Consider the following 21,697-nt stretch of genomic DNA (forward strand, 5'->3'; position numbering starts at 1 on the left):
AAGGCATGTGCAACGACACCCGAACCCAGCCCATCCGCCTGAAGCGACGTCCCGCGAGCGATGCGCGCGAGAACCTGGACCAGCTGCTCGACCTCGAGAACGGCCGCATGTCGCGAAACATGTTCTGGGACCATGACATCTACGAGCAGGAACTGGAAAAGATCTTCGCGCGTTGCTGGCTGTTCGTGGGCCATGAGTCGCAGATCCCGAAATCCGGCGACTACATCACGACCTACCTCGGCGAGGACAACGTCATCGTGGTCCGCCAGAAGGACGGTGCCGTCAAGGCGTTCCTGAACACGTGTCCCCATCGCGGGAACAAGGTGTGTTTCGCCGACGCGGGGAGCGCCCGGCAATTCGTCTGCAACTACCACGGCTGGTCGTTCGGGATCGACGGAGGCCTGAAGGGCATGCATGCGAGCGAGGCCTACGAGGCGTCGGGCCTCGACAAGAGCCAGCACGGCCTGCATCCGGTCGCGGGGATCGAGAGCTACCGGGGCCTGATCTTCGCCACCCTGGACCCCGCGGCTCCGTCCCTCGCGGAGTACCTCGGTGACTTCCGCTACTACCTCGATGCCGTCTTCGACATGGACGAGGGGGGAACCGAGTTCGTCGGCGGCTGCGTGAAGTCGGTGATCCAGTGCAACTGGAAATACGCGTCGGAGAACTTCGTCGGCGACATCCTGCACGCGGGGTGGACACACGACTCCGGCGCGAGGGCGATGATCGGCGGACCCGTGGCGGAAGTGCACAAGTTCCCCGAGCAGTCCTACCACGTGAACTTCAACGGCCACGGCTGGGAGTTCAACCAGGACATCGTGGGCAACGCCGCGACGCTCGGCGAAAAGGACCTCGTGAAGTACCTCTACAACCTGCAGCCGCGGGTGGCGGAGCGACTGGGGGAGGTCCGCTCGCGGATGATCGGCAGCATCTCGTCGGCCACGCTGTTTCCCAACACCTCGTTCCTTCCCGGGCAGAACACCTTCCGCACGTGGCATCCGCGGGGGCCGGGGCAGATCGAACTGCACACCTGGACCTTCGTCAACAAGGCGGCCCCGCAGGACATCAAGGACAAGTGGCGCAAGGGCACGATGATGACCTTCAGCCCCACCGGGGTCTTCGAGATGGACGACGGAGAGAACTGGGAGTACAGCACGAAGACCAACGCGGGCTTCGTCACCCGGCAGCAGGACCTCTACATGGGCCTCGGTTCCAACACCCGGCTGGCGGACAGCGGTCTTCCGGGCAACGTCTTCAAGGGCCAGATCAACGAAGCGAACCAGCGTGCGTTCTACCAGCGGTGGCTGGACCTGATGAAGTCGAAGACCTGGGCCGAGGTCCCGCAGCGCGACACGCCGATGCTCCCGACGACCGGCACGGCGCAGGAGAAGGCGGCATGAACGCGACCGAGAACGTCCTCGAGGAGCGTCTCGTCGGCGCGCAGGTTCATCGCGAGATCGAACAGTTCCTGTACCGCGAGGCGCGCCTGCTCGACACCGAACGCCTGGACGACTGGCTCGCCCTGATGGCGGACGACGTGCACTACTGGATGCCCAGCATGGAGAACCGGCGGCGCAACGACAAGCACGGCGCCTATCAGGCCGACGGCGGCGCCTTCTTCAATGACAACCTGCGCGACCTGACGCGCCGGGTCGCCCGTTTCAAGCAGCCAACCGCCTGGGCGGAAGACCCTCCGACCCGGCACACGCATGTCGTGAGCGGCATCGAGGCGTTCGCGGCGGGTCGGGACGATGAGTACGTCGTGCATTCGACCTTCGTGAACTACCGCAGCCGCGTCGAGAAGGACAACGACCTCCTGGTCGGGCGACGCGAGGACCTGCTCCGGCGGGTGGACGGAGGGCTCCGGATCGCACGGCGGAAGGTCCTGATCACGCAGTCGATCCTGATGGCGAAGAACCTGAACACGTTCCTGTGATGGAGCGTGGGAATCCATAGAGCGAAGAGCTGGAGGAGACATGGGCTGGTTGAAAGGGCAGGTCGCGCTGGTGACCGGAGGCGGCTCCGGCATCGGACGGGCGGTGGTGAAGAGATTCCTCGACGAGGGTGCCGAGGGGGTCGGGGTGTTCGTGCGCAATCCCGACCACGTCGCGCAACTGACCGAGGAACATGGAGACAAGGTCGTGGTGCACGCGGGTGACGTCCGTTCACCCGCGGACAACGACGCCATCGTCACGAAAACGGTGGCGCGTTGGGGAAAGCTGGACACGTTGGTCGGCAACGCCGGCGTCTGGGATTTCATGACCGGCATCGAGAAGCTGTCGATCGAGCAGGTGGCCGAGAGCTTCGTCGAGGTGTTCGGGGTCAATGTCCTGGCCTATGCGCTGGCGGCGAGAGCCGCCGCGGCGCATCTTCGGAAGTCGAGGGGAAGCATGATCTTCACGCTGTCGAACTCCGCGTTCCACGCGGGCGGAGGTGGCCCGTTGTACGTGGCATCGAAGCATGCCGGCCTCGGGCTGATCAGGCAGCTGGCCTACGACTTCGCGCCGGACGTGCGCGTCAACGGCGTGGCACCCGGGGCAACGATGACGCCCCTGCGCGGGCCGGTTTCGCTCGGCAAGAACGAGCGGCGCCTGTCCGACATCAAGGGCTTCGAGGAGAACATCGCCGCCAGCACGCCTCTCAAGTTCGTGGCCCAGCCGCACGAGCACACCGGCCACTACGTCCTGCTCGCCTCCAAGGAGAACAGCCGCGCCACGACGGCGCACGTCATCCACAGCGACGGCGGATGGGACATCCGCCCACTGCGTTGAAAGAACCCATGACCCTGGACAGAAACCTGACACCGTCCCAGCGCGACTTCCTGTCCCTGATGGACCGGAGCACGTTGCCGATGATGGCCGCACCCATGTTCCTCGTGAGTGGTCCGGAGCTCGTGATCGCCTGCGCCAAGGCGGGCATCATCGGTTCGTATCCGGCGGCCAATGCGCGCAACATCGAGGTGCTCGACGACTGGATGGCCCGCACCCGTGACGGCGTGCAGCAGGGCGATGCCGAGGCGCCGTGGGCGCTCAACATGATCGTCCACAGCAGCTACGACCGGTTCGATCGCGAGCTGGAACTCGTGTTGCGGTACCGGCCGAAGATCGTGTCCACCGCCCTCGGCAGCCCGCGCCGGGTGCTGGATGCCGTGCACGGCTACGGCGGCATCGTGATCGCCGATGTGGTCACGCCATCGATGGCAAGGAAGGCTGCGGATGCGGGTGTCGACGCCCTGGTGCTCGTGACCAACGGTGCGGGGGGCCACACCGGGCACTTCAACCCGTTCGCGTTCGTCTCCGAGGTGAGGGAGTTCTGGCAAGGCCCGCTCGGCCTCGCCGGTGCGATCACGTCCGGCCGCGACATCCGCGCGGCACAGCTGCTCGGTGCCGACTTCGTGCTCGCGGGAACCCGCTTCATCGCCACGCGGGAAAGCCAGGCCGCGGACGCCTACCGCGAGATGGTCGTGGCCAGCCGCATCGAAGACCTGGTGCAGACCCGCGCGGTCTCGGGCGTGCTGGCGAACTGGCTCAAGCCCACCGTGGAGGCCGCCGGCTTCTCGGAGGCGCAGCTGAACGAGGAGAAGAAGATCGACTTCTCCGGAGACATCGTCGACGCCCCGAAGGCGTGGAAGTCCGTCTGGTCCGCCGGCCACGGCGTCGGCGGCATAGAACGCGTGGCCTCGACCGCGGACGTCGTGGCCGAGCTGCACCGCGGTTACGTGACGGCCCTGCAGGACGAAAGCGTCCAGCTGCGCGCGCTCGCGGAACGGCATCTGAACCAGTGACCCAGCCCCAGGAGCATTCCATGAGCGACATGACCCCCATCCAGCGCGCGGCCCTGGACCTTCGCGAGGCCCGTTCGGCGCGGAAGCCGATCCCGCGGATCTCCGAAACGTACGGCTTGACCGGTGCCGAGCAGGCGTACGCCGTGTCGCGCCTGAACATCGAGGCCGGGCTGGCGGAAGGGCGCCGGATCTCCGGCAAGAAGATCGGACTGACCTCCAGGGCGGTGCAGCAGCAGCTGGGCGTCGACCAGCCCGACTACGGCGTCCTCTTCGCCGACATGGAACTGCTGGATGGCGAGGACGTGGACACCTCGAGGCTCATCCAGCCGAAGGCCGAAGGTGAAGTGGCCTTTGTCGTGGGCCGCGACCTGGCCGACGAGCAACTGACCTGGGCGCGCTTCCTCGCGGGGCTCGAGTACGCACTGCCCGCGATCGAGATCGTGGACAGCGCGATCCAGGACTGGAAGATCACGCTCGTGGACACCGTCGCCGACAACGCTTCGTGCGGTGTCTACGTGCTGGGGCACGAGCCGCGCCGCATCGGCGATCTGTCGCTCGCCGGCCTCGGCATGGACTTCCGCAAGAACGGACAGACCGCGTCGGTGGGCAGCGGCGTCGCCTGCCTCGGCAACCCGCTGCTGTCGGCCTACTGGCTCGCCAAGACGATGCGTTCCCTTGGCGAGCCGCTGAAGGCGGGCGACGTGGTGCTGTCGGGTGCCCTGGGTCCGATGTTCCCCTTCCTGGCCGGTGACGCACTGGATCTGGAGATCGCCGGTCTCGGCCGCGTCCGGAGCCGCGCGGTCTGATGGCTCCGTTCTGTCTCGTGCATTCCCTGAATTCTGCTGGAGAAACGACATGATCCGCCGCCACTTCATCCTCGCGTCGACGCTCGCTTCGCTCGGACTCTCTCTGGCCCCGGCCCAAGCCCAGACCTCTGGCGTGACGATCGGCGTGACGCTCAGCACCACCGGCCCAGCGGCGTCGCTCGGCATCGCCGAGAAGAACACGATCGAGCTGCTGCCCAAGACGCTCGGTGGCTTGCCCGTGAACTACATCGTGCTCGACGATGCGTCCGATCCGACCCAGGCCGCGAAGAACGCTCGCCGCTTCGTCGATGCCGACCGCGCGGACGCGATCATCGGCACGTCCAACGTGCCGGGTTCGCTGGCGGTCGCCGAAGTGGCGAACGAGACCAGGACGCCGCAGATCGCGCTCGCACCCTTCGCGCCGAAACAGATCCCGTGGGTGTTTCCGCTGCCGCAGTCGGTCGAGGTGATGTCGACGGCGCTCTTCGAGCACATGAAGTCGACCGGGGTGAAGACGCTCGGTTTCGTGGGGTTCAGCGATGCCTACGGCGAAGCCTGGCTGCAGGAGGTGCAGAAGACCGCGCCCCGCTTCGGCGTCGACGTCGTCGTGGTGGAGCGTTTCGCACGGACCGACCAGAGCGTCACGGCGCAGACGCTCAAGGTCATCCAGGCGAAGCCGGACGCCGTGCTGGTGGCCGGCAGCGGCACGCCGTCGGCCCTGCCGATGCGGGCGCTGCGTGAGCGTGGCTACAAGGGCCAGTTCTACCAGACCCACGGCGTGGCCAACAACGACTTCCTCCGTGTCGCCGGCTCTGCGGACGAGGGGGCGATCCTGCCCACGGGCAACGTGCTGGTGGTCGAGCAGCTGCCCGACGGCAACCCGAGCAAGAAGGTCGGCCTGGCTTACGTGCGGGCCTACGAAAGCAAGTACGGCACCGGTTCGCGCAGCCCGTTCGGCGCCTACGCCCACGACGCGTACCTGGTCCTGGACCGCGCCGTGGCGGTGGCGGCCGCGAAGGCCAAGCCGGGATCCCCCGAGTTCCGCGCCGCGCTGCGCGACGCGCTCGAGACCACCCGGGACCTGGCGACGACCCACGGGGTCGTCACGATGAGCGCCACCGATCACTCCGGCTTCGGCGCCACGAGCCGCGTCCTCGTGACCATCGAGAAGAACACGTGGAAGCTGCTCAAGTGACCACCGCCTCCGGGGAATGAACATGCCGCACACGTTCTTCGACAATCCCGCGATGCTGGCGCCACCCAGCGTGTACCGGGAAGAGCTTCCCGGGGGCGGGTTCGTCCTGCATGCCACCGAGGTGCTCGGAGGTGTCACTCGGTGCATCGGCGACTGGCTCGAACATTGGGCCCGGCTGACTCCCAACGCGTTGTTCCTCGCGGAACGCGACGAGTCCGGGCAGTGGGTCAGGCTGACCTACGGCGAGACGCGACGGCGGATCGGGCGCATTGCCCAGGGGTTGCTGGACCTGGGCATCGGGCCGGATCAGACGGTCGTCTGCCTGTCGGACAACAGCCTGGACCACGCGTTGTTGATGTTCGCGACGATGCACATCGGCCGGCCGTTCACGTCGGTGTCGAGCGCCTACTCGCGTGTTGCCAAGGATCACGCGAAGATCGGGGCCATCCTGGCGCAGCTGCCGGCCGGCGTGCTCTACGCGAGCGACGGAGCGGTCTATGGCGCCGCCATCCGGGCGTGTGTGCTGGGTTGCCCCGTCGTGCTGAGCCACAACACCTGCGAAGTCGCGGGCGCCCACTCGTTCGCGGAGATCGCCCGCACGCAGGAGTCTCCTGCGGTGATGGAGGCGTTCGCGCGCATCACGCCTCGCACGCATGCCAAGTACCTGCTGACATCCGGCTCGACGGGCAAACCGAAGGTGGTCGTGAACACGCACCGCATGCTGTGTGCGAACCAGCAGCAGATGCGCCAGAGCTGGCGGTTCCTGCGGGACGAGAAGCCGGTCGTGGTGTCCTGGCTGCCGTGGAGCCATACGTTCGGCACGAACCACAACATGAACCTGGTGCTTTGCAACGGGGGTTCGCTGTACATCGACGAGGGTCGGCCCGTTCCGGGACTGATGGAGAAGTCGGTCCGCAACCTCCGGGAGATTCAGCCCACGCTGTATTTCAACGTGCCACGGGGATTCGACACCCTGGTTTCCTTCCTCGAGGAGGACGAGACGTTCGCGCGCGACTTCCTCGCCCGCATTCGGGGGATCTTCTTCGCGGCCGCTGCACTCCCGAAGGTCACGTGGGATCGCATGGAGCGCTGCGCGCGGGCCGTGAAGGGCGACGACGTGTGGTTCACCTCGGCGTGGGGATCGACCGAGACGGCACCGGTCCTCACCAACGTCAGCTGGAAGCTCGACGGCCCGGGCTGCATCGGCCTGCCGGTCGCCGGCAGCAGCATCAAGTTCCTGCCCAACGGCGACAAGCTCGAGATGCGCGTGAAGGGACCGCAGGTCTTCACGGAGTACCTCGGCAACCCGGAGCAGACGGAGGCTGCCTTCGACAGGGACGGCTACTACCGCATCGGCGACGCCGGGCTTCTGATGGACGAAGCGCGGCCCGAGCAGGGCATCCGCTTCGACGGCCGCGTGGCCGAGGACTTCAAGCTGACCACCGGGACCTGGGTGTCGGTGGGAATGCTGCGCCTGCGCGTGATCGATGCCCTCGCACCGCACGTCCAGGATGCGGTGATCACGGGTCACGACAGGGACGAGATCGGGCTGCTGGTCTTCCCCTCGGCGGCGGCGAAGGGGCTTTCCCGCGCCCAGTGGGTGGACCACGTGATGGGTGGCCTCATGAAGTTGCGGAGCACCGGTGGGGGCTCCTCGCAGTGTCCCGCGCGAGCGCTGGTGATGGACGAACCCCTCAGCCTCGATGCGGGTGAGATCACCGACAAGGGCTACGTCAACCAGCGTGGCGTGCTGACCCGGCGCGCGGCACTGGTGGAGATGTTGCATGCATCGCCGAAGTCCGAACTCGTGATCCTGCTGGATTGACTGCGGCACGACTGGTTGTCGCACTTGGAGACATTGATGAGCAAGAAACTGAAGGCCGCGATCATCGGCTCGGGAAACATCGGCACCGATCTGTTGATCAAGATCATGCGCCATGGCAAGAACCTCGAGGTCGGCGCCCTCGTGGGCATCGACCCCGCCTCGGATGGCCTCGAACGGGCACGGCGCCTGGGTGTCGCGACCACGCACGAAGGCGTGGAAGGGCTCGTGCGAATGACCGAGTTCGCCGACATCGACGTGGTGTTCGATGCGACGAGCGCCTCCGCCCACCTCCGCAACGATGCGTTCCTGCGGCACAGGAAGCCCGGCATTCGCCTGGTGGACCTGACGCCGGCGGCCATCGGACCGTACTGCATTCCGGTCGTCAACGGCGATGCCCATCTGGACGCGGAGAACGTCAACATGGTGACCTGCGGTGGCCAGGCCACGATTCCCATCGTGGCTGCCGTCAGCCGCGTGGCGAAGGTGCACTACGGAGAGATCGTCGCCAGCATTTCCAGCAGGAGCGCGGGACCGGGGACGCGCGCCAACATCGACGAGTTCACCGAGACGACGTCGAAGGCCATCGAGGTGGTGGGCGGCGCGACGAAGGGGAAGGCCATCATCGTGCTCAACCCGGCCGAGCCGCCGCTCATCATGCGTGACACGGTCTACACCCTCAGTGAACCCGCCGCCGAAGGCGCGATCGAGCGTTCCGTCGAGGAGATGGTCCGGGCCGTGCAGCAATACGTGCCGGGCTATCGGCTCAAGCAGCGCGTGCAGTTCGATCGCATCGAAGCCGACCGGCCGATCAACATCCCGGGCATCGGCAGCCGGCTGACGGGACTCAAGACCTCGGTGTTCCTGGAGGTGGAGGGCGCCGCGCACTACCTCCCGGCCTACGCAGGCAACCTCGACATCATGACCAGCGCGGCGCTCCGCACCGCCGATCGCATGGCCGAGAAGATGCTGGCAACGACGGCGTGACGGAGGAGGCGACGATGAACGCGAAGAAGATCTACATCTCGGACGTGACGCTGCGCGACGGCAGTCATGCGATCCGGCACCAGTACTCGCTGGACCAGGCCCGGCAGATCGCCCGCGCGCTGGACGAGGCGAAAGTCGATTCGATCGAGGTCGCGCACGGCGATGGTCTGCTCGGAGGAAGCTTCAACTACGGTTTCGGCGCACACACGGACATCGAGTGGATCGAAGCCGTCGCGAGCGCGGTCAGGCACGCCAGGATCGCGACCCTTCTACTGCCGGGCATCGGCACGGTCCACGACCTGAAGGCGGCCTATGAGGCCGGGGCACGCGTCGTCCGTGTGGCGACGCATTGCACCGAGGCCGACATCTCCCGCCAGCACATCGAGTACGCGCGCCACCTCGGCATGGAAGCCGTGGGCTTCCTGATGATGAGCCACATGCAGACGCCCAAGGGTCTTGCCGAGCAGGCGAAGCTGATGGAAAGCTACGGCGCCACGGTGTGCTACGTCGTCGATTCGGGTGGCGCGCTCAGCATGAACGACGTCCGTGATCGCTTCCGCGCGTTCAAGGACACGCTGAAGCCCGAAACCCAGACGGGCATGCACGCGCACCACAACCTCAGCCTGGGCGTTGCGAACAGCATCGTCGCGGTCGAAGAAGGCTGTGATCGTGTCGATGCGAGCCTGTCGGGCATGGGCGCCGGCGCGGGCAACGCGCCGTTGGAGGTGTTCGTCGCCGCGGCGGATCGCATGGGCTGGAACCATGGCACCGACCTCCACAAGCTGATGGACGCCGCCGACGACATCGTGCGTCCCCTGCAGGACCGCCCGGTGCGTGTGGACCGCGAGACGCTCGCGCTCGGCTACGCCGGCGTCTACAGCAGCTTCCTCCGCCATGTCGAGGTGGCCGCGAAGAAGTACCAGCTCAAGACCGTGGACATCCTCGTGGAACTCGGCAGGCGCCGAATGGTGGGAGGCCAGGAAGACATGATCGTCGACGTGGCCCTCGACCTGCTCAAGCGGTCCGGAACACCTTCGACGGCGGGCTGATGATGGCGGAGGTGTTTCAGATCCGGCTCGAACCGCACGGCGCGGCGTTCGAGTGCGGCACGAACCAGACCATCCTCGATGCCGCGGTCGCGGCAGGCCACTGGTTGCCGCACAGTTGCCGTGCCGGCAGTTGCGACACGTGCTGCCTCGATCTGGTCGAGGGAGCAGTGATCCATCCGGAGGGCGTTCAATTGCCCGGTGGGGGAAAGTGTCGGACTTGCCAGGCCCATCCCGCGCGCGACGTGGTCCTGCTGGCCCCGAACGTGCCGAGGGAGCCCGGCCAGCGGGTCGTCACCGCGGGAGCTCGCGTGATCGACGTGTCGCGGCCCAGCGCGGACGTCACGGTGGTGAAGCTGCAGCTGCCGAGCGGGTCGGGCTTCAAGTTCCGGGCGGGGCAGTACGCCGACGTACTGATGAAGGACGGCGCACGCCGCAGCTACAGCATGGCCAACGTGCCCAACGACGAGGGTGTGATCGAGTGGCACGTTCGGCGGATGGAAGGCGGCAGGTTTTCCACCCACGCCTACGACAAGTTGAAAGTGAAGGACCTCCTGAGGGTCCAGGGGCCGTTCGGCTCCTTCATGCTGAGCGACCGACCCGCCCCGATCGTGCTGCTCGCCTCGGGCACCGGTTACGCGCCGATCGCGTCGATGCTGCAGGCCCACCATGCGGAAATCGCGGCGCGCGGCGCGGTGCTCTATTGGGGAGGCCGACAGTGGAGTGATCTCTACGCGGTGGATTCGATCGATGCGTGGGAGGCGACCTTCCCGGGCGTCCGCATCGTTCCCGTGCTGTCGGAGCCTGGTGCCGGCTGGCGTGGGCGCTCCGGGTTCGTCCATGCCGCCGTGCTCGAGGACTTGCCGGATCTTTCCATGCACGAGGTCTATGCCTGCGGCAACCCGCTGATGATCGATGCCGCGCGTGCAGCGTACGTCGGCGAGCGTGGGCTTCCATCCGAGCATTTCCACAGCGATGCCTTCGTCCTGACCAACAGGTAGCGCCAGGTTCACAGCGCCGCGTGCTGCTCGATCCAACGCGGACCCGCCACCCACCTCGACATCGGCGCCACCGTGGCGCGTGAGGAGATTTCGCAAATGGATTTCGGTATCGCGGTCATCCTGGCTCAGGATGGCATCACGAACGGGGCGGTGTATGCCCTGTTGGCGATGGCACTCGTGCTGGTGTTTTCGGTGACACGGATCATCTTTCTCGCGCAGGGCGAGTTCGTCGGGTTCGGTGCGCTGACCCTGGCTGGGTTGCAGTCCGGTCACTTCCCCCGGCTGGTCTGGCTGCTGATGGCGCTCGGCCTGTTGTCCTTCTGCGTCGATGTCGTGGCCGGACTGCAGCAGCGCCGCCACAAGCCCTTCCCGGTGGCCCGGATCGGCCGCAGAGCCATCGAGAACATCGCCTACCCGGCCGGCATGTGGGTGGCGTCGATGGCCGTGCCCTGGCAGGGCATGCCGATGGCCGTGCAGATCGTCTTCGTGCTGATGCTGACGGTGCCGATCGGCCTGTCGATCTATCGCCTGGCGTATCAGCCTGTTGCCGAAGCATCGGTTCTGGTGCTCATCATCGTGTCCGTGGCAGTCCATTTCGCCACCCTGTGCCTGGGCCTGCTGGTGTTCGGTCCGGAAGGTTCTCGTACCGACCCGTTCACCGACTGGGTCGTCTCGGCCGGCGGGGTGGACGTCGCAGGCCAGAGCCTGGTGGTGATCGCCGTGGCGACGGGGCTCATCGGGCTGCTGTACGCATTCTTCGAGCGCACGCTCAAGGGCAAGGCGTTGCGGGCCACCGCGGTCAACCGCAACGGCGCGCGTCTCGTGGGCATCGGCACGGTTCAGGCGGGACGGCTCGCCTTCGCGCTCGCCACGGGCCTGGGCGCACTCGCAGGCATCCTGATCGGGCCGATGAACACGGTGCAGTACGACACCGGCTTCGTCGTGGCGCTGAAGGGGTTCGTGGCCGCGATCATCGGCGGCCTGGCCAGCTACCCACTGGCCGCCGCCGGCGCGCTGCTCGTCGGCCTGCTCGAGAGCTATTCGTCGTTCTGGCACAGCGCCTACAAGGAGGTGATCGTCTTCACGCTCATCCTGCCAGTGCTCGCCTGGCGTTCGCTGCGCTCTCCGCATTCGGACGAGGAGTGAGCTCATGTCCGCCACCAAGGAAGACCTCGTGGATCTGATCGCTTCGACCCCACCGCGGCGCACGGCGCGCTTCGGTCCCGGGAGACTCCAGCTGGTCCTGCTCGTCGCGGCGCTCGCCGTGCCGTTGCTGCCCGTGCCGGGGTTCTGGATCACCCTCGGAAACTACATCGGTCTCTATGCCATCGTGGCGCTGGGCCTGGTCTTGCTCACCGGCGTCGGGGGACTGACCTCGTTCGGCCAGGCGGCGTTCGTCGGGCTCGGTGCCTATTCGAGCGCGTACCTGTCCACCGCGGCGGGCATGTCGCCGTGGCTCGGATTGCCGGCCGGGTGGGTCGTCTCGGGCCTGGCCGCCACGGTGATCGGCGCCGTCACGGTCCGGCTTTCGGGTCACTACCTTCCCCTCGCCACGATTGCGTGGGCACTTTCGCTCTACTACCTGTTCGGCAACCTCGAGTTCCTCGGCAAGTTCGATGGCCTGTCGGGCGTGCCCCCGCTGCAGTTCGGCTCGCAGGAGCTCGGGAGCCCCCGAGCCATGTACGTGGTGATCTGGCTTTGCCTCGCTGCCTGTCTCGTCCTGCTGATGAACCTGCTCAATTCGCGGCCTGGCCGTGCGATCCGTTCACTGTCGAAGGGCCGCACCATGCCTGAGGCGATGGGCATCGACACGGCGAAGTACAAGTTGCTGGTGTTCGTGCTCGCGGCGCTGATGGCGAGCCTGTCCGGCTGGCTGTACGCCCACCTGCAGCGATCGGTCAGTGCCACGCCATTCGGTCTCAACATGGGCATCGAGTACCTGTTCATGGCGGTGGTCGGTGGCATCGGCCACGTGTGGGGGGCGCTGCTCGGCGCCGCGCTCCTGACGATCCTCAAGAGTCAGCTTCAGCACGTGCTGCCGTCCCTGCTCGGCTCCAATGGCAACTACGAGATGCTCGTGTTCGGCGTGTTGATCGTCGTGTTGCTGCAACGCGCGCGACAGGGGCTGTGGCCGTGGATCGCCGACCGGTGGACGCGTGTCCAGACCCCGGACCCCGCGGTGATGCCTCCAGCGGCCACCCCCGCCGGATTCTCGAAAGTGCCGCGGCGGGCGAAGCCCGAGCCGGGATCGGTCATCCTGTCGGTGGACCAGGTTCGCAAGCAGTTTGGCGGGCTGGTCGCCATCAACGACATGAAGTTCGAGGTTCATGCCGCGGAGATCATCGGCCTCATCGGTCCCAACGGGGCAGGCAAGTCCACGATGTTCAACCTGATCACCGGCGTCCTCCCGGTGTCCTCGGGGGAGATTCGCTTCGCCGGCGGAAGGATCGACGGCCTCGATGCCCGCCGGATCGTTCAACGGGGCGTGGGCCGCACCTTCCAGCACGTTCACCTGATCCCTCACCTGTCGGTGCTGGAGAACGTCGCGATGGGCGCTCACCTGCGCGGGACCGCCGGTCCCATCGCGGCGGCGCTGCGGTTCGATCGCGAGGAAGAAGCAAGACTGCTGCACCTCGCTGCGGAGCAGGTTCGGCGTGTCGGTCTCGGGGAGGTCATGCACACCCCGGCGGGGAACCTGGCGCTCGGACAGCAACGCATCCTGGAGATCGCGCGGGCCCTGTGCACCGATCCCGTCCTGTTGCTGCTGGATGAGCCTGCAGCGGGATTGCGTCTGCAGGAGAAGAACGCGCTGGCCGAGTTGCTGCGGGCGCTCCAGCGGGAGGGCATGGCCGTGCTGCTCGTCGAACACGACATGGACTTCGTCATGGGACTCGCCGATCGCCTGGTGGTGATGGAGTTCGGTCGCAAGATCGCCGAGGGTCTGCCAGCCGACATCCAACGCGACGAGGCCGTTCTGGCGGCCTATCTGGGGGGCATCGAATGAGCGCGGACAGAAGAATGCGGGAGGAGAAGCCCGTACTGGAAACCCGGCATCTGGCCGTCAGCCATGGCCGTGTCGAAGTTCTGCATGACGCGTCGATCCGGGTGGGGGCCGGGCAGATCGTCACGGTGATCGGCCCCAATGGCGCCGGCAAGTCCACGTTGCTCAACGCCATCATGGGCCTCCTGCCCGACTCCAGCCGCATCCGCGGCGACGTCCGCCATGACGGGGTCGACGTGGGCCACGACGATGTCGAACAGCGTCTCGAGCGCGGTATCGCACTCGTTCCGGAGCGGCGCGAGTTGTTCGCGTCGATGACGGTGCAGGACAACCTCGCGCTGGGTGCCTATCGACGGCGAGCGTCGGGTCGGTCGAGAGCGCAGTCGCTCGAGCGGATCTATGCGCTGTTTCCTCGGCTGAAGGAACGGCGCCACCAGCAGGCGGGCACGATGTCCGGTGGCGAGCGGCAGATGCTGGCGATCGGCCGCGCGCTGATGAGCGATCCGAAGGTCCTGATGCTCGACGAACCGTCGCTGGGACTCGCGCCCCGGGTGATGGCAGACGTGTTCCAGATCATTTCGGATCTGCGCGGCACGGGCGTCGCCACGCTCCTGATCGAGCAGAACTCCCGTGCCGCCCTCAAGGTGTCCGACTACGGTTACGTGCTGGAGGTAGGAGAGATCACCCTGGAGGGGCCAGCGAAGGCACTGGCCGTGAATCCACGGGTGGTCGATGCGTACCTCGGGGTGGCCCGAGCGAACTGAACAGGAGGCGACATGGTGATCTGGTTTCGTGAATTCTCCGTGGCGGAGCTCAATGCCAAGGGCGCGGATTGCGCGAATGGGCATTTGGGCATCGAACTCACCGAATTCGGTGATGACTTTCTCCGTGGCCGCATGCCGGTGGACTACCGCACGCGACAGCCGGCCGGCGTGCTCCACGGCGGCGCGTCGGTGCTGTTCGCCGAGACACTGGCGTCATGGGCTGGCTCGCTCACGGTGGACCCCGCGCAGTTCCATTGCGTGGGCCTCGAGATCAACGCGAACCACGTCCGTGCCGTGAAGAGCGGACATGTCCACGGCCTTGCGACCCCGGCCCATCTGGGCGGCAAGAGCCAGGTATGGGACGTGCGGATCACGGACGACGAGGGGAAAGCAGTGTGTGTCTCTCGGGTGACGCTGGCCGTGCTGTCGGTGCCGAACGCCTACTGAGCGAGAGGGATCCCGCGCGAGTTGGAAGGGCGCCCGGTCGATCTGACGCCCGCCCAAAGGCAATGGATGGCCAGCAGTGCGCTCGAGCGGTCCTTGATCGGCGCGCGGGCGTGATTGCTTGACCGACTACTGAGACGCATTACAGAGAACGATTACAGAGAGAGATTACAGAGAAGGGTTTCGCTCAACTTGCCTCTTCGAGTCCTGCTTGAAACCAATCTGGGCGGGCAGGCGTTCCGGATCGGGCCCTGGCCACCCTGACTGATACTTCGCTTCCCAAAGTTTGGCGTGGGAGCGCAAGAGATGGCGAAGTTGCCGCCGCACGCCGCCGTAGGCGCAGTAGAACCTCACCCATTGCGCAGTCTCGTTTGCCAGAACACGGCCTTGGCCCGTGGACACCAACGTGGTCAGTCGGCGCTCGAGGCCAAGCATCGTGGACTCCTGGAGTCTCCATGTCCATGCGTACTGCTTGTCGTGCCGAGGCTCGTGAATCAGAACGTATTCGGAAAGCTCAGGGCACCTCGTGGCCCACGCCTCTTGAGCGAAGGGCGATGTTGCTGGCACCAGAAGGGCCGGAGGCGTCGCCATCAAGAAGCACTGGATGTGTTCGGGCATTGACACGACCGGGGCACCCAGTGACAGCGCACTCGGTAAGCCGCGCGCCTTGCGGTCCTGTCGCTTCCACGCGGGAAGCTGGGTTCCGTATCGTTCGGGCCACTTCAACTGCAGGATGGATTCGGCCTTCGTCCGGGGTAGGGGTGGCGTGACGGTCCAGCAGCGATAGCCCCGGGTCCAGTTCAACAAGATGGACTGCAGGGCCGGATTCAGGTGTTCATGGATGTGCATGGGGTAAGTGCTTGATTTCCCACGTGATAGCGAGCCGGCCTTATCACGTGGAATGAAGGTGGTGTTTGCGCGGCTCGTAGCGGGGGATGTGGCACATCACCGTGTATCAGGCACAAGCAAGGCGACCGAGTGGCAACTGCTCCCAGGCGGATCGACGGCCCCCCTGTGCATCCCGGCCGAGATGCAGAGGCGGGCCGCCAACCCGCCGAAGAACTCGTCATCGACCAGGAGCGCAATGCTCCAGAGGACCGCCAGTCCTCACGCCCGTGGGTCGCCAACCCAAGGGAGTCTGCTAGTTGGCGCCGGATGCAGTGAAAGTTGCATGTCCGGTGCGAGGGCGAGGGCAGGGATTAATCCGGCAGATGCCGAGTAACCCCCTGTTTTCAGCCCATGAACCAGACCGCATGAGCGGTTGGTAGGCGTGCGAGCAGGAAACGGCGACCGGGCGGAAATGCCTGGGCGACCTGATCGTGGTGAAAGGAGGTGCAAGCCCTCTCCTGGGAGGCGCGGGAAAGCCGCGCAACCAGTGCCGCAGACGATGGCAGTTCAAGTCGGAGCAAGACCGACGTCGGCATCACGGATGAAGCATCCGGGGATGTCGGGGGAGCTGATGGTGAACGGGGTCGCGCCCGGAAGCCTGAAGCCTCGACTGATAGCTTAAACGTCTAAAAGCGCCCGACTCGAAAGGGTGCGATGCGGAGAAGTTCGAAAGGTCGCTACGGCGACCGACAGGTGCTAGGGCTGCGATGCCCGCTGCTGACCTGAACGGCAACCAACTCGTAAGGGGATCTCTTTACCGCCTTCGGGCCCCCGAAATCTGGAAGATGCGTCCAGAGACAGAGGTTGGAACAGCCGGGTCACATCTAGAACTTCGTAGAACACAGCTGCGGTCTAACTGTGGAAATCTCGTCCGATTCGGCACACGTGGCAGTGTGTCGGCAACCCAGTAGCGATGGGTGGTCAGCGGATGGGGTGAGAGCGTGGTCCGTGTAGGCAATGAAGGCCTGGCCGAAAGCCAGTGCCGAGATCGAAAGATCACGATCGGTTGGCACCGATCGCGCCGACAGGCCGAGCTAGCAGAGTATCGATGACAAGCGGAGCCGGGAGGCTCCATGGGAGCGGTCGGGGGTGGTTCCCCGGCCGCGGTCACTTCTTGGGCGTTGGCGCGCCCTTCAATACAGAAAGGAAAGGAGCGGCCCTGTAGGCCGCATAGAAGTCGATGCGCGTGCGTGCGCGTCGATGATGAAGTGCTGGCTTCACGAGAGCCGGTAGACAAGGAGGACTCGTGCTCACGGCATGCGGTAAATGTCGACGGACATTTCCGCGGATCACGTGAGTTCAATCCAGACCTGGCGACAGGTCGACCCTCGAGCCCCCGGACAGCGTCCGGGGGCTACTTCTCACGATCAGTCCGTCACTTGTTTCGGTGGGACAAGTGAGCGAGCCGATTCATCTCGGTGTCGGCAATGCGCCGCACCAGTTCTTCTTCGGCGTCACAGGCTTGCTCGGCTTGCCGACGCTCACGCGCCAACTGCAGGTCGATCTCGACGCGTGCCTTCAGTCGCTGGCCCCAGCGCTGAAATCGCCCTTCCGGATTTCCGAGCAGCCAAAGCAGCCAAAGCAGCGGTGCGACGCCGATGACGGCACACGGTGCGGCGGAATAGAACCACAGAAGGGCTTCCATCTTCTGACTCCATGGCCGCAAGGCCTCAAGTTCGGACTCTCAGGTCCCGGCTGACCCGAGCGTGATGACAGCATTCCATTGCAGCATTGAATGCTGTCATGGAATGCTGTTAACCGATCCTGTTAAGCGCAGCCTAGCCACCGGACCTTGAGACGCTCGGATGCCTGTCAGTCCCAGCAGCCTCCACGGCTGCACCTGTTCGGATCGAGAAGACCATCGCCGCAGTACAGGGCGTCATAGGGCCGGAGCACGTCCTTCGCACTGAAGCTTTCGTCCTCCGTCAGCTGCCAGGGGAGTGCGTGACCCCCGAGCTGGGTGGATCCATCGATGTGGCTGGCGGTCGCTCCGGAGAGCGCCTGTCTGGCTGCCCATGTGGAGAAAGCCGCAGTAGAGATTCCTGCGACCCAGCAGGCGCCGGCAACGGTCACGACGTTTGCGAGGAGCAGAACGCCCGCGACAACCGCGCCGATGATCACGCCAGGAATCGCGCCGACGGTCGCAAAGCCGAGCATCACGACGAGTCCGGTGATCCATGACGACTTGTCTTGCGAATCGCTCGTGTCCGCATCGCTCAACGAAGTTGGCTGGAGGTTCTCCATGTCGCAATGTTATCAATAGACACGTGACTTCAGTTAACATGTGGCGTCGATTTGACGCTTCTCTCACGCTCCCCCGCCAGACCAATTGTTCGTTTCAGGCGCTCGCACTACCCTTGGCAAGAATCCGTTCACTACAGGACACCGGCATGGACATACTTCTGCTTCTGGTTTTGCTCGCAGTGATCGGCGGCGGCGGTTACTACGTGTCGCAACGGACAACGGTCACGAGGGCGCAGCAGGATGCCATCGTGCGTGGCGAACTCGATCCCGACACACTCCAGCGTAAGAACACGGGCTAGGCGTTTGGGCGGCGGGCGCATGCGCTGACTTGCGGCTGCCCGGACTGCCCGTGTGCGCAGTGGTTGCGACTGGCACTCGTACCGACCACAACCCGCAATCACGAGGTTGTAGTTGCAGGAGCGGCGAGCTGGCCCGCCACTCCCGTTCCGCTAGGCCGGACCGCACAGGCCAATGGCCAGGTTGCTCACGGGAAAACCGCAGGCGTGTACCTCAAGTCGTTCCAGCCGGAACGAAGGATCGATCCCAAGGGTGCGTGTCCGTTGCTGGATCCACGGCCAGATCGAGGCTGCATTGCACGTTTCCACGGCCTCGCACCGAGTGACCCGCTTGTGCGGAAGAGGCGGCGTGCCCAGCACCACGCGCCTGGGCGTGAAATCGCAGTCCCACCCCGTCATGACCACCTTGACGTCCTGCCGCCGAACCAGCTCTCTGTCGGCCGAGGGCGGCGCCAATGGGAATTCCTCCACACCTCCAATCGCCTGTCGGGCTGCGCTCGACAGTGACTCGGAGCTGATCTCGCCTCGGTCATGCTCGTACTGCCGCTGGGTCAGAACCGTGACGACCAGCCCCGGAGATTGGAAGCACCAGGATGCGCGGGCGACTGCGACATACCAGCTCGAGTCGCATCGGGCGAAGAACAGGTAGTAGGCCCGAAGCTCGTGGTGTCGACTGGGGTCGTTCAGCGGTACGCCTTTGCCGGTGTTCAGCACATCCAGAACGTCTGTGGCAGACAGGCCGGTGCGCTGGGCGATCCGCTTCCTCGCATGAGGATGAAGTCGGTAGTGAAGGACGGGATGTTCGCCCCGATGAGAAATAAAGTCGTTCTGCACCCTGAAATGTTATCTATTGACACGTGTCAAAAGTGAACGTGTTGCGCACAGTTGACGCCCATGCGTCCCAGCCGCAACCCAGTCCTGCTCGAAGCTCTCGGATCGTGTCTCAAAGACCGGCGGATCGAGCTCGGCATCACGCAGGAGGATGTGGCAAGCGCGGCTGGGATCGACCGCCCCTACATCACGTTGATCGAGTCAGCGCGCAAGCAGCCAACCATCAGCGTGCTCTGGAAACTGGCCGCCGCGGTGCAATTCAGCCCGGCCGAGTTCGCCGAAAGGATCGAACGGCGGCATCGCGCCTTGAAGAGGCGGGCGAGAGAAGCGCCCTCGGAGGTTTAACAGCAGCGCGTTGGCTAGTGCATCGATGCAGGCCGACGTGGAAGCAACACGCCACTCGGCTCTATGTCTGGCGGGTCTGTGCGCAAGCAGCCCTCTTCGCTCGACTAGGCTCGTTGCTTGGTCCCGAGTCGTTGCCCTCTGAGCCGCCCGCAGATTGCTCGGGAGTTCCATGCTGGGCCGCTCAGGGCCACTTGGACGTGACCGCGCGCGCTCCGTTCAATCGCACGTTCGGTAGCCGGCCTTCGACGGTGGCACATAGGCTTTGCCGCGAAACCGATGCTGGTGGGCTCTCCTCGGTGGGACAGAAGTCACACTTTGCGCTCCATCGCGCGTTCGTCCGCTGGCGCGGTTCAACGCTGCCGTAGCGTCCTGATTTTCACTTCGAATGTTGGTCATTGCCTTGGGTCACGACAACCCCCGTAGCGGCGTGACACCAACCCGTAACTCGAAAGTGAATTCATCATGATGACCATCAAAATTCATTCCGGCTCCGGCCGCTTGACCCATGCTGACCAACCTCATCCGGGCGATGCACACCTGAAGGGGCGTCTCTCTCTCCAACTCAGCGAGGATCCGAAACAGCCCGAGTTCTGCCTGGAGGCCGCAGGCTGGTTCGATGTCGATGCAGCGGGGCAGCCATACTATCGACTGACTTTCCAAGGTTATCCGGGAACGCTTCACCGTTGCATCGACAAGATCACCGAGGACTGCCCAGACTACTTTGGCAGTGTTGGATTCGACGAAGGCGACGGTCTCCTCGGTTGGAAGCGAGAGGATGAACATGGCCGTTTCATCGAATTGAAGATCTACAAGTGGATCCCCAATCCGTTCAAGAACGATGGCGGCGAAAAGGCCGGCATCGTCGGCTGAGCGTCCGTAACTCAAGTGAGCCCCGCGTCTATGACGCGGGGCTCTTTTCATGGTGCGCCCGGCACGGGCGCACTCTTGGAGGTGCAAGTCCTCCCGTAAGTTGATCACAGCGAACGGAGCGAAGCGCAACTGCATGAGGGCGACCGAGTGTGGGGAGGAAGCGTGGAGCGAAGCTGCGAGCCGATCGTAAGCTCCCCCGTCAAGTAGACATTCCATTCCTGGAGTCTGCGGCAGTGGTCAGCCTAGGCAGGAACTTGCGCGGAGGCAGCCCGCCCAGGGCGTCGTGAGGTCGGTGCTCGTTGTAGTCGAGCAACCATTCCTCGGTGATGTGTTGAACCTGCTGGATCGAATGGAACAGGTACGTGTCGAGCACCTCGGTGCGGTACGTGCGGTTGAAGCGCTCGATGTAGGCGTTCTGGTTCGGTTCGCCCGGTTCGATGAAGCGCAGCGCGATTCCCTTGGCCGCGGCCCACTCGGTGAACTCGTGCGAGGTCATCTCGGGGCCGTTGTCCAGGCGGATCGAATCGGGCCTGCCGTACCAGTCGATCAGGCGACTGATCGTGCGGATCAAGCGCCGCGCCGGGATCGATGTTCCGATCTCGATAGCGAGGGCCTCGCGATTCGCCTCGTCGATCACGTTGAGTGTGCGGAACCGGCGGCCGTCGTAGAGCGCGTAGTGCATGAAGTCCAGGGCCCAGCCCTGGTTGACGAACTCGCCCGCCTGCAGCGGCACCGGGTCGCGTTGAGGAACACGCTTCTTCGTTCGCCTCGGCAGGTTCAGTCCCATTTCGCAGTACACGCGCCAGACCCTCTTGTGGTTCCACGGCCGTCCGTCCAGGCGCAGCCGATCAAAGCACTTCCAGAAGCCCCAACGGCTGCGACGTTCGACCACAACGTTCAGGGCCTCGATCACTTCGGCATCTCGCACCAGGCCATCCACTGGCCCTCGGTAGTACGCCGCCCGCGACAGGCCTGCAGCTGCGCAGGCCCGCTTGATCGGCACACGGTGATCCTCGATCATGAGTTGCACCGCCTGCCGCTTCGCAGACGGCGTCACCACTTTCGGGAGACAACGTCCTTCAGTGCGGTGTTCTCCAGGGCCAGATCGGCGTACATGCGCTTGAGCTTGGCGTTCTCGGCCTCGAGCTCGCGCATGCGCGTCAGGTCGCTCACCGAGACGCCCGCGTACTTGCTCTTCCAGGCGTAGTACGTCGCTGCGCTGATGCCGTGCTTGCGGCACACCTCGGCGACGGCCAGCCCCGACTCGCCTTCCTTCAAGATCGCCACGATCTGGCTCTCGCTGAACTTGCTCTTTCTCATCGCGTCCTCTTCTTCCTTGTGAGGCCGCATTTTCCAGATTCAGGTGTCTATTG

Annotated in this window: 21 protein-coding genes; 17 read left to right on the top strand and 4 right to left on the bottom strand. The window is 65.1% G+C overall.

What is annotated here, in order from left to right; genetic code table 11:
• Positions 1-5 precede the first annotated feature (5 nt).
• The 14 genes from A4W93_RS06730 (at position 6) to A4W93_RS06795 (ending at position 14,853) form a co-directional block, all read left to right on the top strand.
• The gene (locus A4W93_RS06730; protein WP_085749888.1) at positions 6-1,400 is read left to right on the top strand and encodes an aromatic ring-hydroxylating oxygenase subunit alpha; all 1,395 of its coding nucleotides are present in this window, start codon (positions 6-8) and stop codon (positions 1,398-1,400) included.
• Positions 1,397-1,936: a 3-phenylpropionate/cinnamic acid dioxygenase subunit beta gene (locus A4W93_RS06735; protein ID WP_085749889.1), complete on the top strand. Its 540-nt coding sequence runs from the start codon at positions 1,397-1,399 to the stop codon at positions 1,934-1,936. Before A4W93_RS06730 ends, A4W93_RS06735 begins: the two co-directional genes overlap by 4 nt.
• A gap of 40 nt (positions 1,937-1,976) precedes the next feature.
• Complete coding sequence (gene hcaB, locus A4W93_RS06740; RefSeq protein ID WP_085749890.1) at positions 1,977-2,771, top strand: 3-(cis-5,6-dihydroxycyclohexa-1,3-dien-1-yl)propanoate dehydrogenase; 795 nt, start codon at positions 1,977-1,979, stop codon at positions 2,769-2,771.
• 8 nt (positions 2,772-2,779) lie between these two features.
• Positions 2,780-3,784, top strand: coding sequence for an NAD(P)H-dependent flavin oxidoreductase (locus A4W93_RS06745; RefSeq protein WP_085749891.1), 1,005 nt, complete (start codon positions 2,780-2,782; stop codon positions 3,782-3,784).
• Between the two features lie 29 nt (positions 3,785-3,813).
• On the top strand, positions 3,814-4,590 hold the full coding sequence (locus tag A4W93_RS06750) for a 2-keto-4-pentenoate hydratase (protein WP_407081711.1): 777 nt from the start codon (positions 3,814-3,816) through the stop codon (positions 4,588-4,590).
• Positions 4,591-4,639: 49 nt separating this feature from the next.
• Positions 4,640-5,785, top strand: a complete 1,146-nt coding sequence (locus A4W93_RS06755; RefSeq protein ID WP_085749893.1) for an ABC transporter substrate-binding protein — start codon at positions 4,640-4,642, stop codon at positions 5,783-5,785.
• Between the two features lie 22 nt (positions 5,786-5,807).
• Entirely contained in the window at positions 5,808-7,610 is a 1,803-nt protein-coding gene (locus A4W93_RS06760; protein WP_320409213.1) for a feruloyl-CoA synthase, read from the top strand.
• 36 nt (positions 7,611-7,646) lie between these two features.
• On the top strand, positions 7,647-8,594 hold the full coding sequence (locus A4W93_RS06765; protein WP_085749895.1) for an acetaldehyde dehydrogenase (acetylating): 948 nt from the start codon (positions 7,647-7,649) through the stop codon (positions 8,592-8,594).
• Positions 8,595-8,608: 14 nt separating this feature from the next.
• The gene (gene dmpG / locus A4W93_RS06770; RefSeq protein ID WP_085749896.1) at positions 8,609-9,643 is read left to right on the top strand and encodes a 4-hydroxy-2-oxovalerate aldolase; all 1,035 of its coding nucleotides are present in this window, start codon (positions 8,609-8,611) and stop codon (positions 9,641-9,643) included.
• Positions 9,643-10,641: an FAD-binding oxidoreductase gene (locus A4W93_RS06775; RefSeq protein ID WP_085749897.1), complete on the top strand. Its 999-nt coding sequence runs from the start codon at positions 9,643-9,645 to the stop codon at positions 10,639-10,641. Before dmpG ends, A4W93_RS06775 begins: the two co-directional genes overlap by 1 nt.
• Positions 10,642-10,737: 96 nt before the next feature.
• Complete coding sequence (locus A4W93_RS06780; RefSeq protein WP_085749898.1) at positions 10,738-11,787, top strand: branched-chain amino acid ABC transporter permease; 1,050 nt, start codon at positions 10,738-10,740, stop codon at positions 11,785-11,787.
• Positions 11,788-11,791: 4 nt separating this feature from the next.
• Complete coding sequence (locus tag A4W93_RS06785; protein ID WP_085749899.1) at positions 11,792-13,645, top strand: branched-chain amino acid ABC transporter ATP-binding protein/permease; 1,854 nt, start codon at positions 11,792-11,794, stop codon at positions 13,643-13,645.
• Positions 13,642-14,406: an ABC transporter ATP-binding protein gene (locus A4W93_RS06790; protein ID WP_085749900.1), complete on the top strand. Its 765-nt coding sequence runs from the start codon at positions 13,642-13,644 to the stop codon at positions 14,404-14,406. Before A4W93_RS06785 ends, A4W93_RS06790 begins: the two co-directional genes overlap by 4 nt.
• 12 nt (positions 14,407-14,418) lie before the next feature.
• On the top strand, positions 14,419-14,853 hold the full coding sequence (locus A4W93_RS06795; protein ID WP_085749901.1) for a hotdog fold thioesterase: 435 nt from the start codon (positions 14,419-14,421) through the stop codon (positions 14,851-14,853).
• A gap of 2,260 nt (positions 14,854-17,113) precedes the next feature.
• Here the strand turns inward: A4W93_RS06795 and A4W93_RS06800 are convergent.
• Together A4W93_RS06800 and A4W93_RS06805 are read right to left on the bottom strand one after the other, a co-directional pair.
• Complete coding sequence (locus A4W93_RS06800; RefSeq protein ID WP_085749902.1) at positions 17,114-17,383, bottom strand: hypothetical protein; 270 nt, start codon at positions 17,381-17,383, stop codon at positions 17,114-17,116.
• 167 nt (positions 17,384-17,550) lie between these two features.
• A complete protein-coding gene (locus tag A4W93_RS06805) occupies positions 17,551-17,982 on the bottom strand; it encodes a hypothetical protein (RefSeq protein WP_085749903.1) in 432 nt (143 codons plus the stop codon).
• 146 nt (positions 17,983-18,128) lie between these two features.
• Here A4W93_RS06805 and A4W93_RS29530 point away from each other — a divergent pair, with 146 nt between their 5' ends.
• The gene (locus tag A4W93_RS29530; RefSeq protein WP_157131603.1) at positions 18,129-18,281 is read left to right on the top strand and encodes a hypothetical protein; all 153 of its coding nucleotides are present in this window, start codon (positions 18,129-18,131) and stop codon (positions 18,279-18,281) included.
• A gap of 150 nt (positions 18,282-18,431) precedes the next feature.
• Here the strand turns inward: A4W93_RS29530 and A4W93_RS29535 are convergent, their stop codons facing one another.
• Positions 18,432-19,112, bottom strand: a complete 681-nt coding sequence (locus tag A4W93_RS29535; RefSeq protein ID WP_157131604.1) for a hypothetical protein — start codon at positions 19,110-19,112, stop codon at positions 18,432-18,434.
• Positions 19,113-19,172: 60 nt separating this feature from the next.
• On the opposite strand from A4W93_RS29535, the gene A4W93_RS06810 reads away from it, so the two are divergent.
• Together A4W93_RS06810 and A4W93_RS29540 are read left to right on the top strand one after the other, a co-directional pair.
• Positions 19,173-19,454: a helix-turn-helix domain-containing protein gene (locus A4W93_RS06810; protein ID WP_085749904.1), complete on the top strand. Its 282-nt coding sequence runs from the start codon at positions 19,173-19,175 to the stop codon at positions 19,452-19,454.
• 462 nt (positions 19,455-19,916) lie between these two features.
• Entirely contained in the window at positions 19,917-20,324 is a 408-nt protein-coding gene (locus tag A4W93_RS29540) for a hypothetical protein (protein WP_157131605.1), read from the top strand.
• Positions 20,325-20,523: 199 nt separating this feature from the next.
• On the opposite strand, the gene A4W93_RS06820 is transcribed toward A4W93_RS29540, so the two are convergent.
• Positions 20,524-21,644, bottom strand: a protein-coding gene (locus A4W93_RS06820) for an IS3 family transposase (protein WP_407081698.1) whose coding sequence is annotated in 2 segments (ribosomal slippage) — positions 20,524-21,380 and positions 21,380-21,644 — 1,122 coding nt in all. Because the reading frame shifts where the segments join, the coding sequence is not laid out codon by codon here.
• Positions 21,645-21,697 lie beyond the last annotated feature (53 nt).

It is taken from the genome of Piscinibacter gummiphilus, from assembly GCF_002116905.1.
Classification (GTDB): Bacteria; Pseudomonadota; Gammaproteobacteria; order Burkholderiales; family Burkholderiaceae_C; genus Rhizobacter; species Rhizobacter gummiphilus.

Coding starts and splice junctions, on each gene's coding strand:
- A4W93_RS06780 (WP_085749898.1), top strand. CDS start 10,738: ATGGATTTCGGTATCGCGGTCATCCTGGCTCAGGATGGCATCACGAAC.
- A4W93_RS06755 (WP_085749893.1), top strand. CDS start 4,640: ATGATCCGCCGCCACTTCATCCTCGCGTCGACGCTCGCTTCGCTCGGA.
- A4W93_RS06735 (WP_085749889.1), top strand. CDS start 1,397: ATGAACGCGACCGAGAACGTCCTCGAGGAGCGTCTCGTCGGCGCGCAG.
- A4W93_RS06795 (WP_085749901.1), top strand. CDS start 14,419: ATGGTGATCTGGTTTCGTGAATTCTCCGTGGCGGAGCTCAATGCCAAG.
- A4W93_RS06785 (WP_085749899.1), top strand. CDS start 11,792: ATGTCCGCCACCAAGGAAGACCTCGTGGATCTGATCGCTTCGACCCCA.
- A4W93_RS06790 (WP_085749900.1), top strand. CDS start 13,642: ATGAGCGCGGACAGAAGAATGCGGGAGGAGAAGCCCGTACTGGAAACC.
- A4W93_RS06765 (WP_085749895.1), top strand. CDS start 7,647: ATGAGCAAGAAACTGAAGGCCGCGATCATCGGCTCGGGAAACATCGGC.
- A4W93_RS06805 (WP_085749903.1), bottom strand. CDS start 17,982: ATGGAGAACCTCCAGCCAACTTCGTTGAGCGATGCGGACACGAGCGAT.
- A4W93_RS29540 (WP_157131605.1), top strand. CDS start 19,917: ATGATGACCATCAAAATTCATTCCGGCTCCGGCCGCTTGACCCATGCT.
- A4W93_RS06750 (WP_407081711.1), top strand. CDS start 3,814: ATGACCCCCATCCAGCGCGCGGCCCTGGACCTTCGCGAGGCCCGTTCG.
- hcaB (WP_085749890.1), top strand. CDS start 1,977: ATGGGCTGGTTGAAAGGGCAGGTCGCGCTGGTGACCGGAGGCGGCTCC.
- A4W93_RS06810 (WP_085749904.1), top strand. CDS start 19,173: ATGCGTCCCAGCCGCAACCCAGTCCTGCTCGAAGCTCTCGGATCGTGT.
- A4W93_RS06745 (WP_085749891.1), top strand. CDS start 2,780: ATGACCCTGGACAGAAACCTGACACCGTCCCAGCGCGACTTCCTGTCC.
- A4W93_RS06730 (WP_085749888.1), top strand. CDS start 6: ATGTGCAACGACACCCGAACCCAGCCCATCCGCCTGAAGCGACGTCCC.
- A4W93_RS06800 (WP_085749902.1), bottom strand. CDS start 17,383: ATGGAAGCCCTTCTGTGGTTCTATTCCGCCGCACCGTGTGCCGTCATC.
- dmpG (WP_085749896.1), top strand. CDS start 8,609: ATGAACGCGAAGAAGATCTACATCTCGGACGTGACGCTGCGCGACGGC.
- A4W93_RS06760 (WP_320409213.1), top strand. CDS start 5,808: ATGCCGCACACGTTCTTCGACAATCCCGCGATGCTGGCGCCACCCAGC.
- A4W93_RS29530 (WP_157131603.1), top strand. CDS start 18,129: ATGGACATACTTCTGCTTCTGGTTTTGCTCGCAGTGATCGGCGGCGGC.
- A4W93_RS06775 (WP_085749897.1), top strand. CDS start 9,643: ATGATGGCGGAGGTGTTTCAGATCCGGCTCGAACCGCACGGCGCGGCG.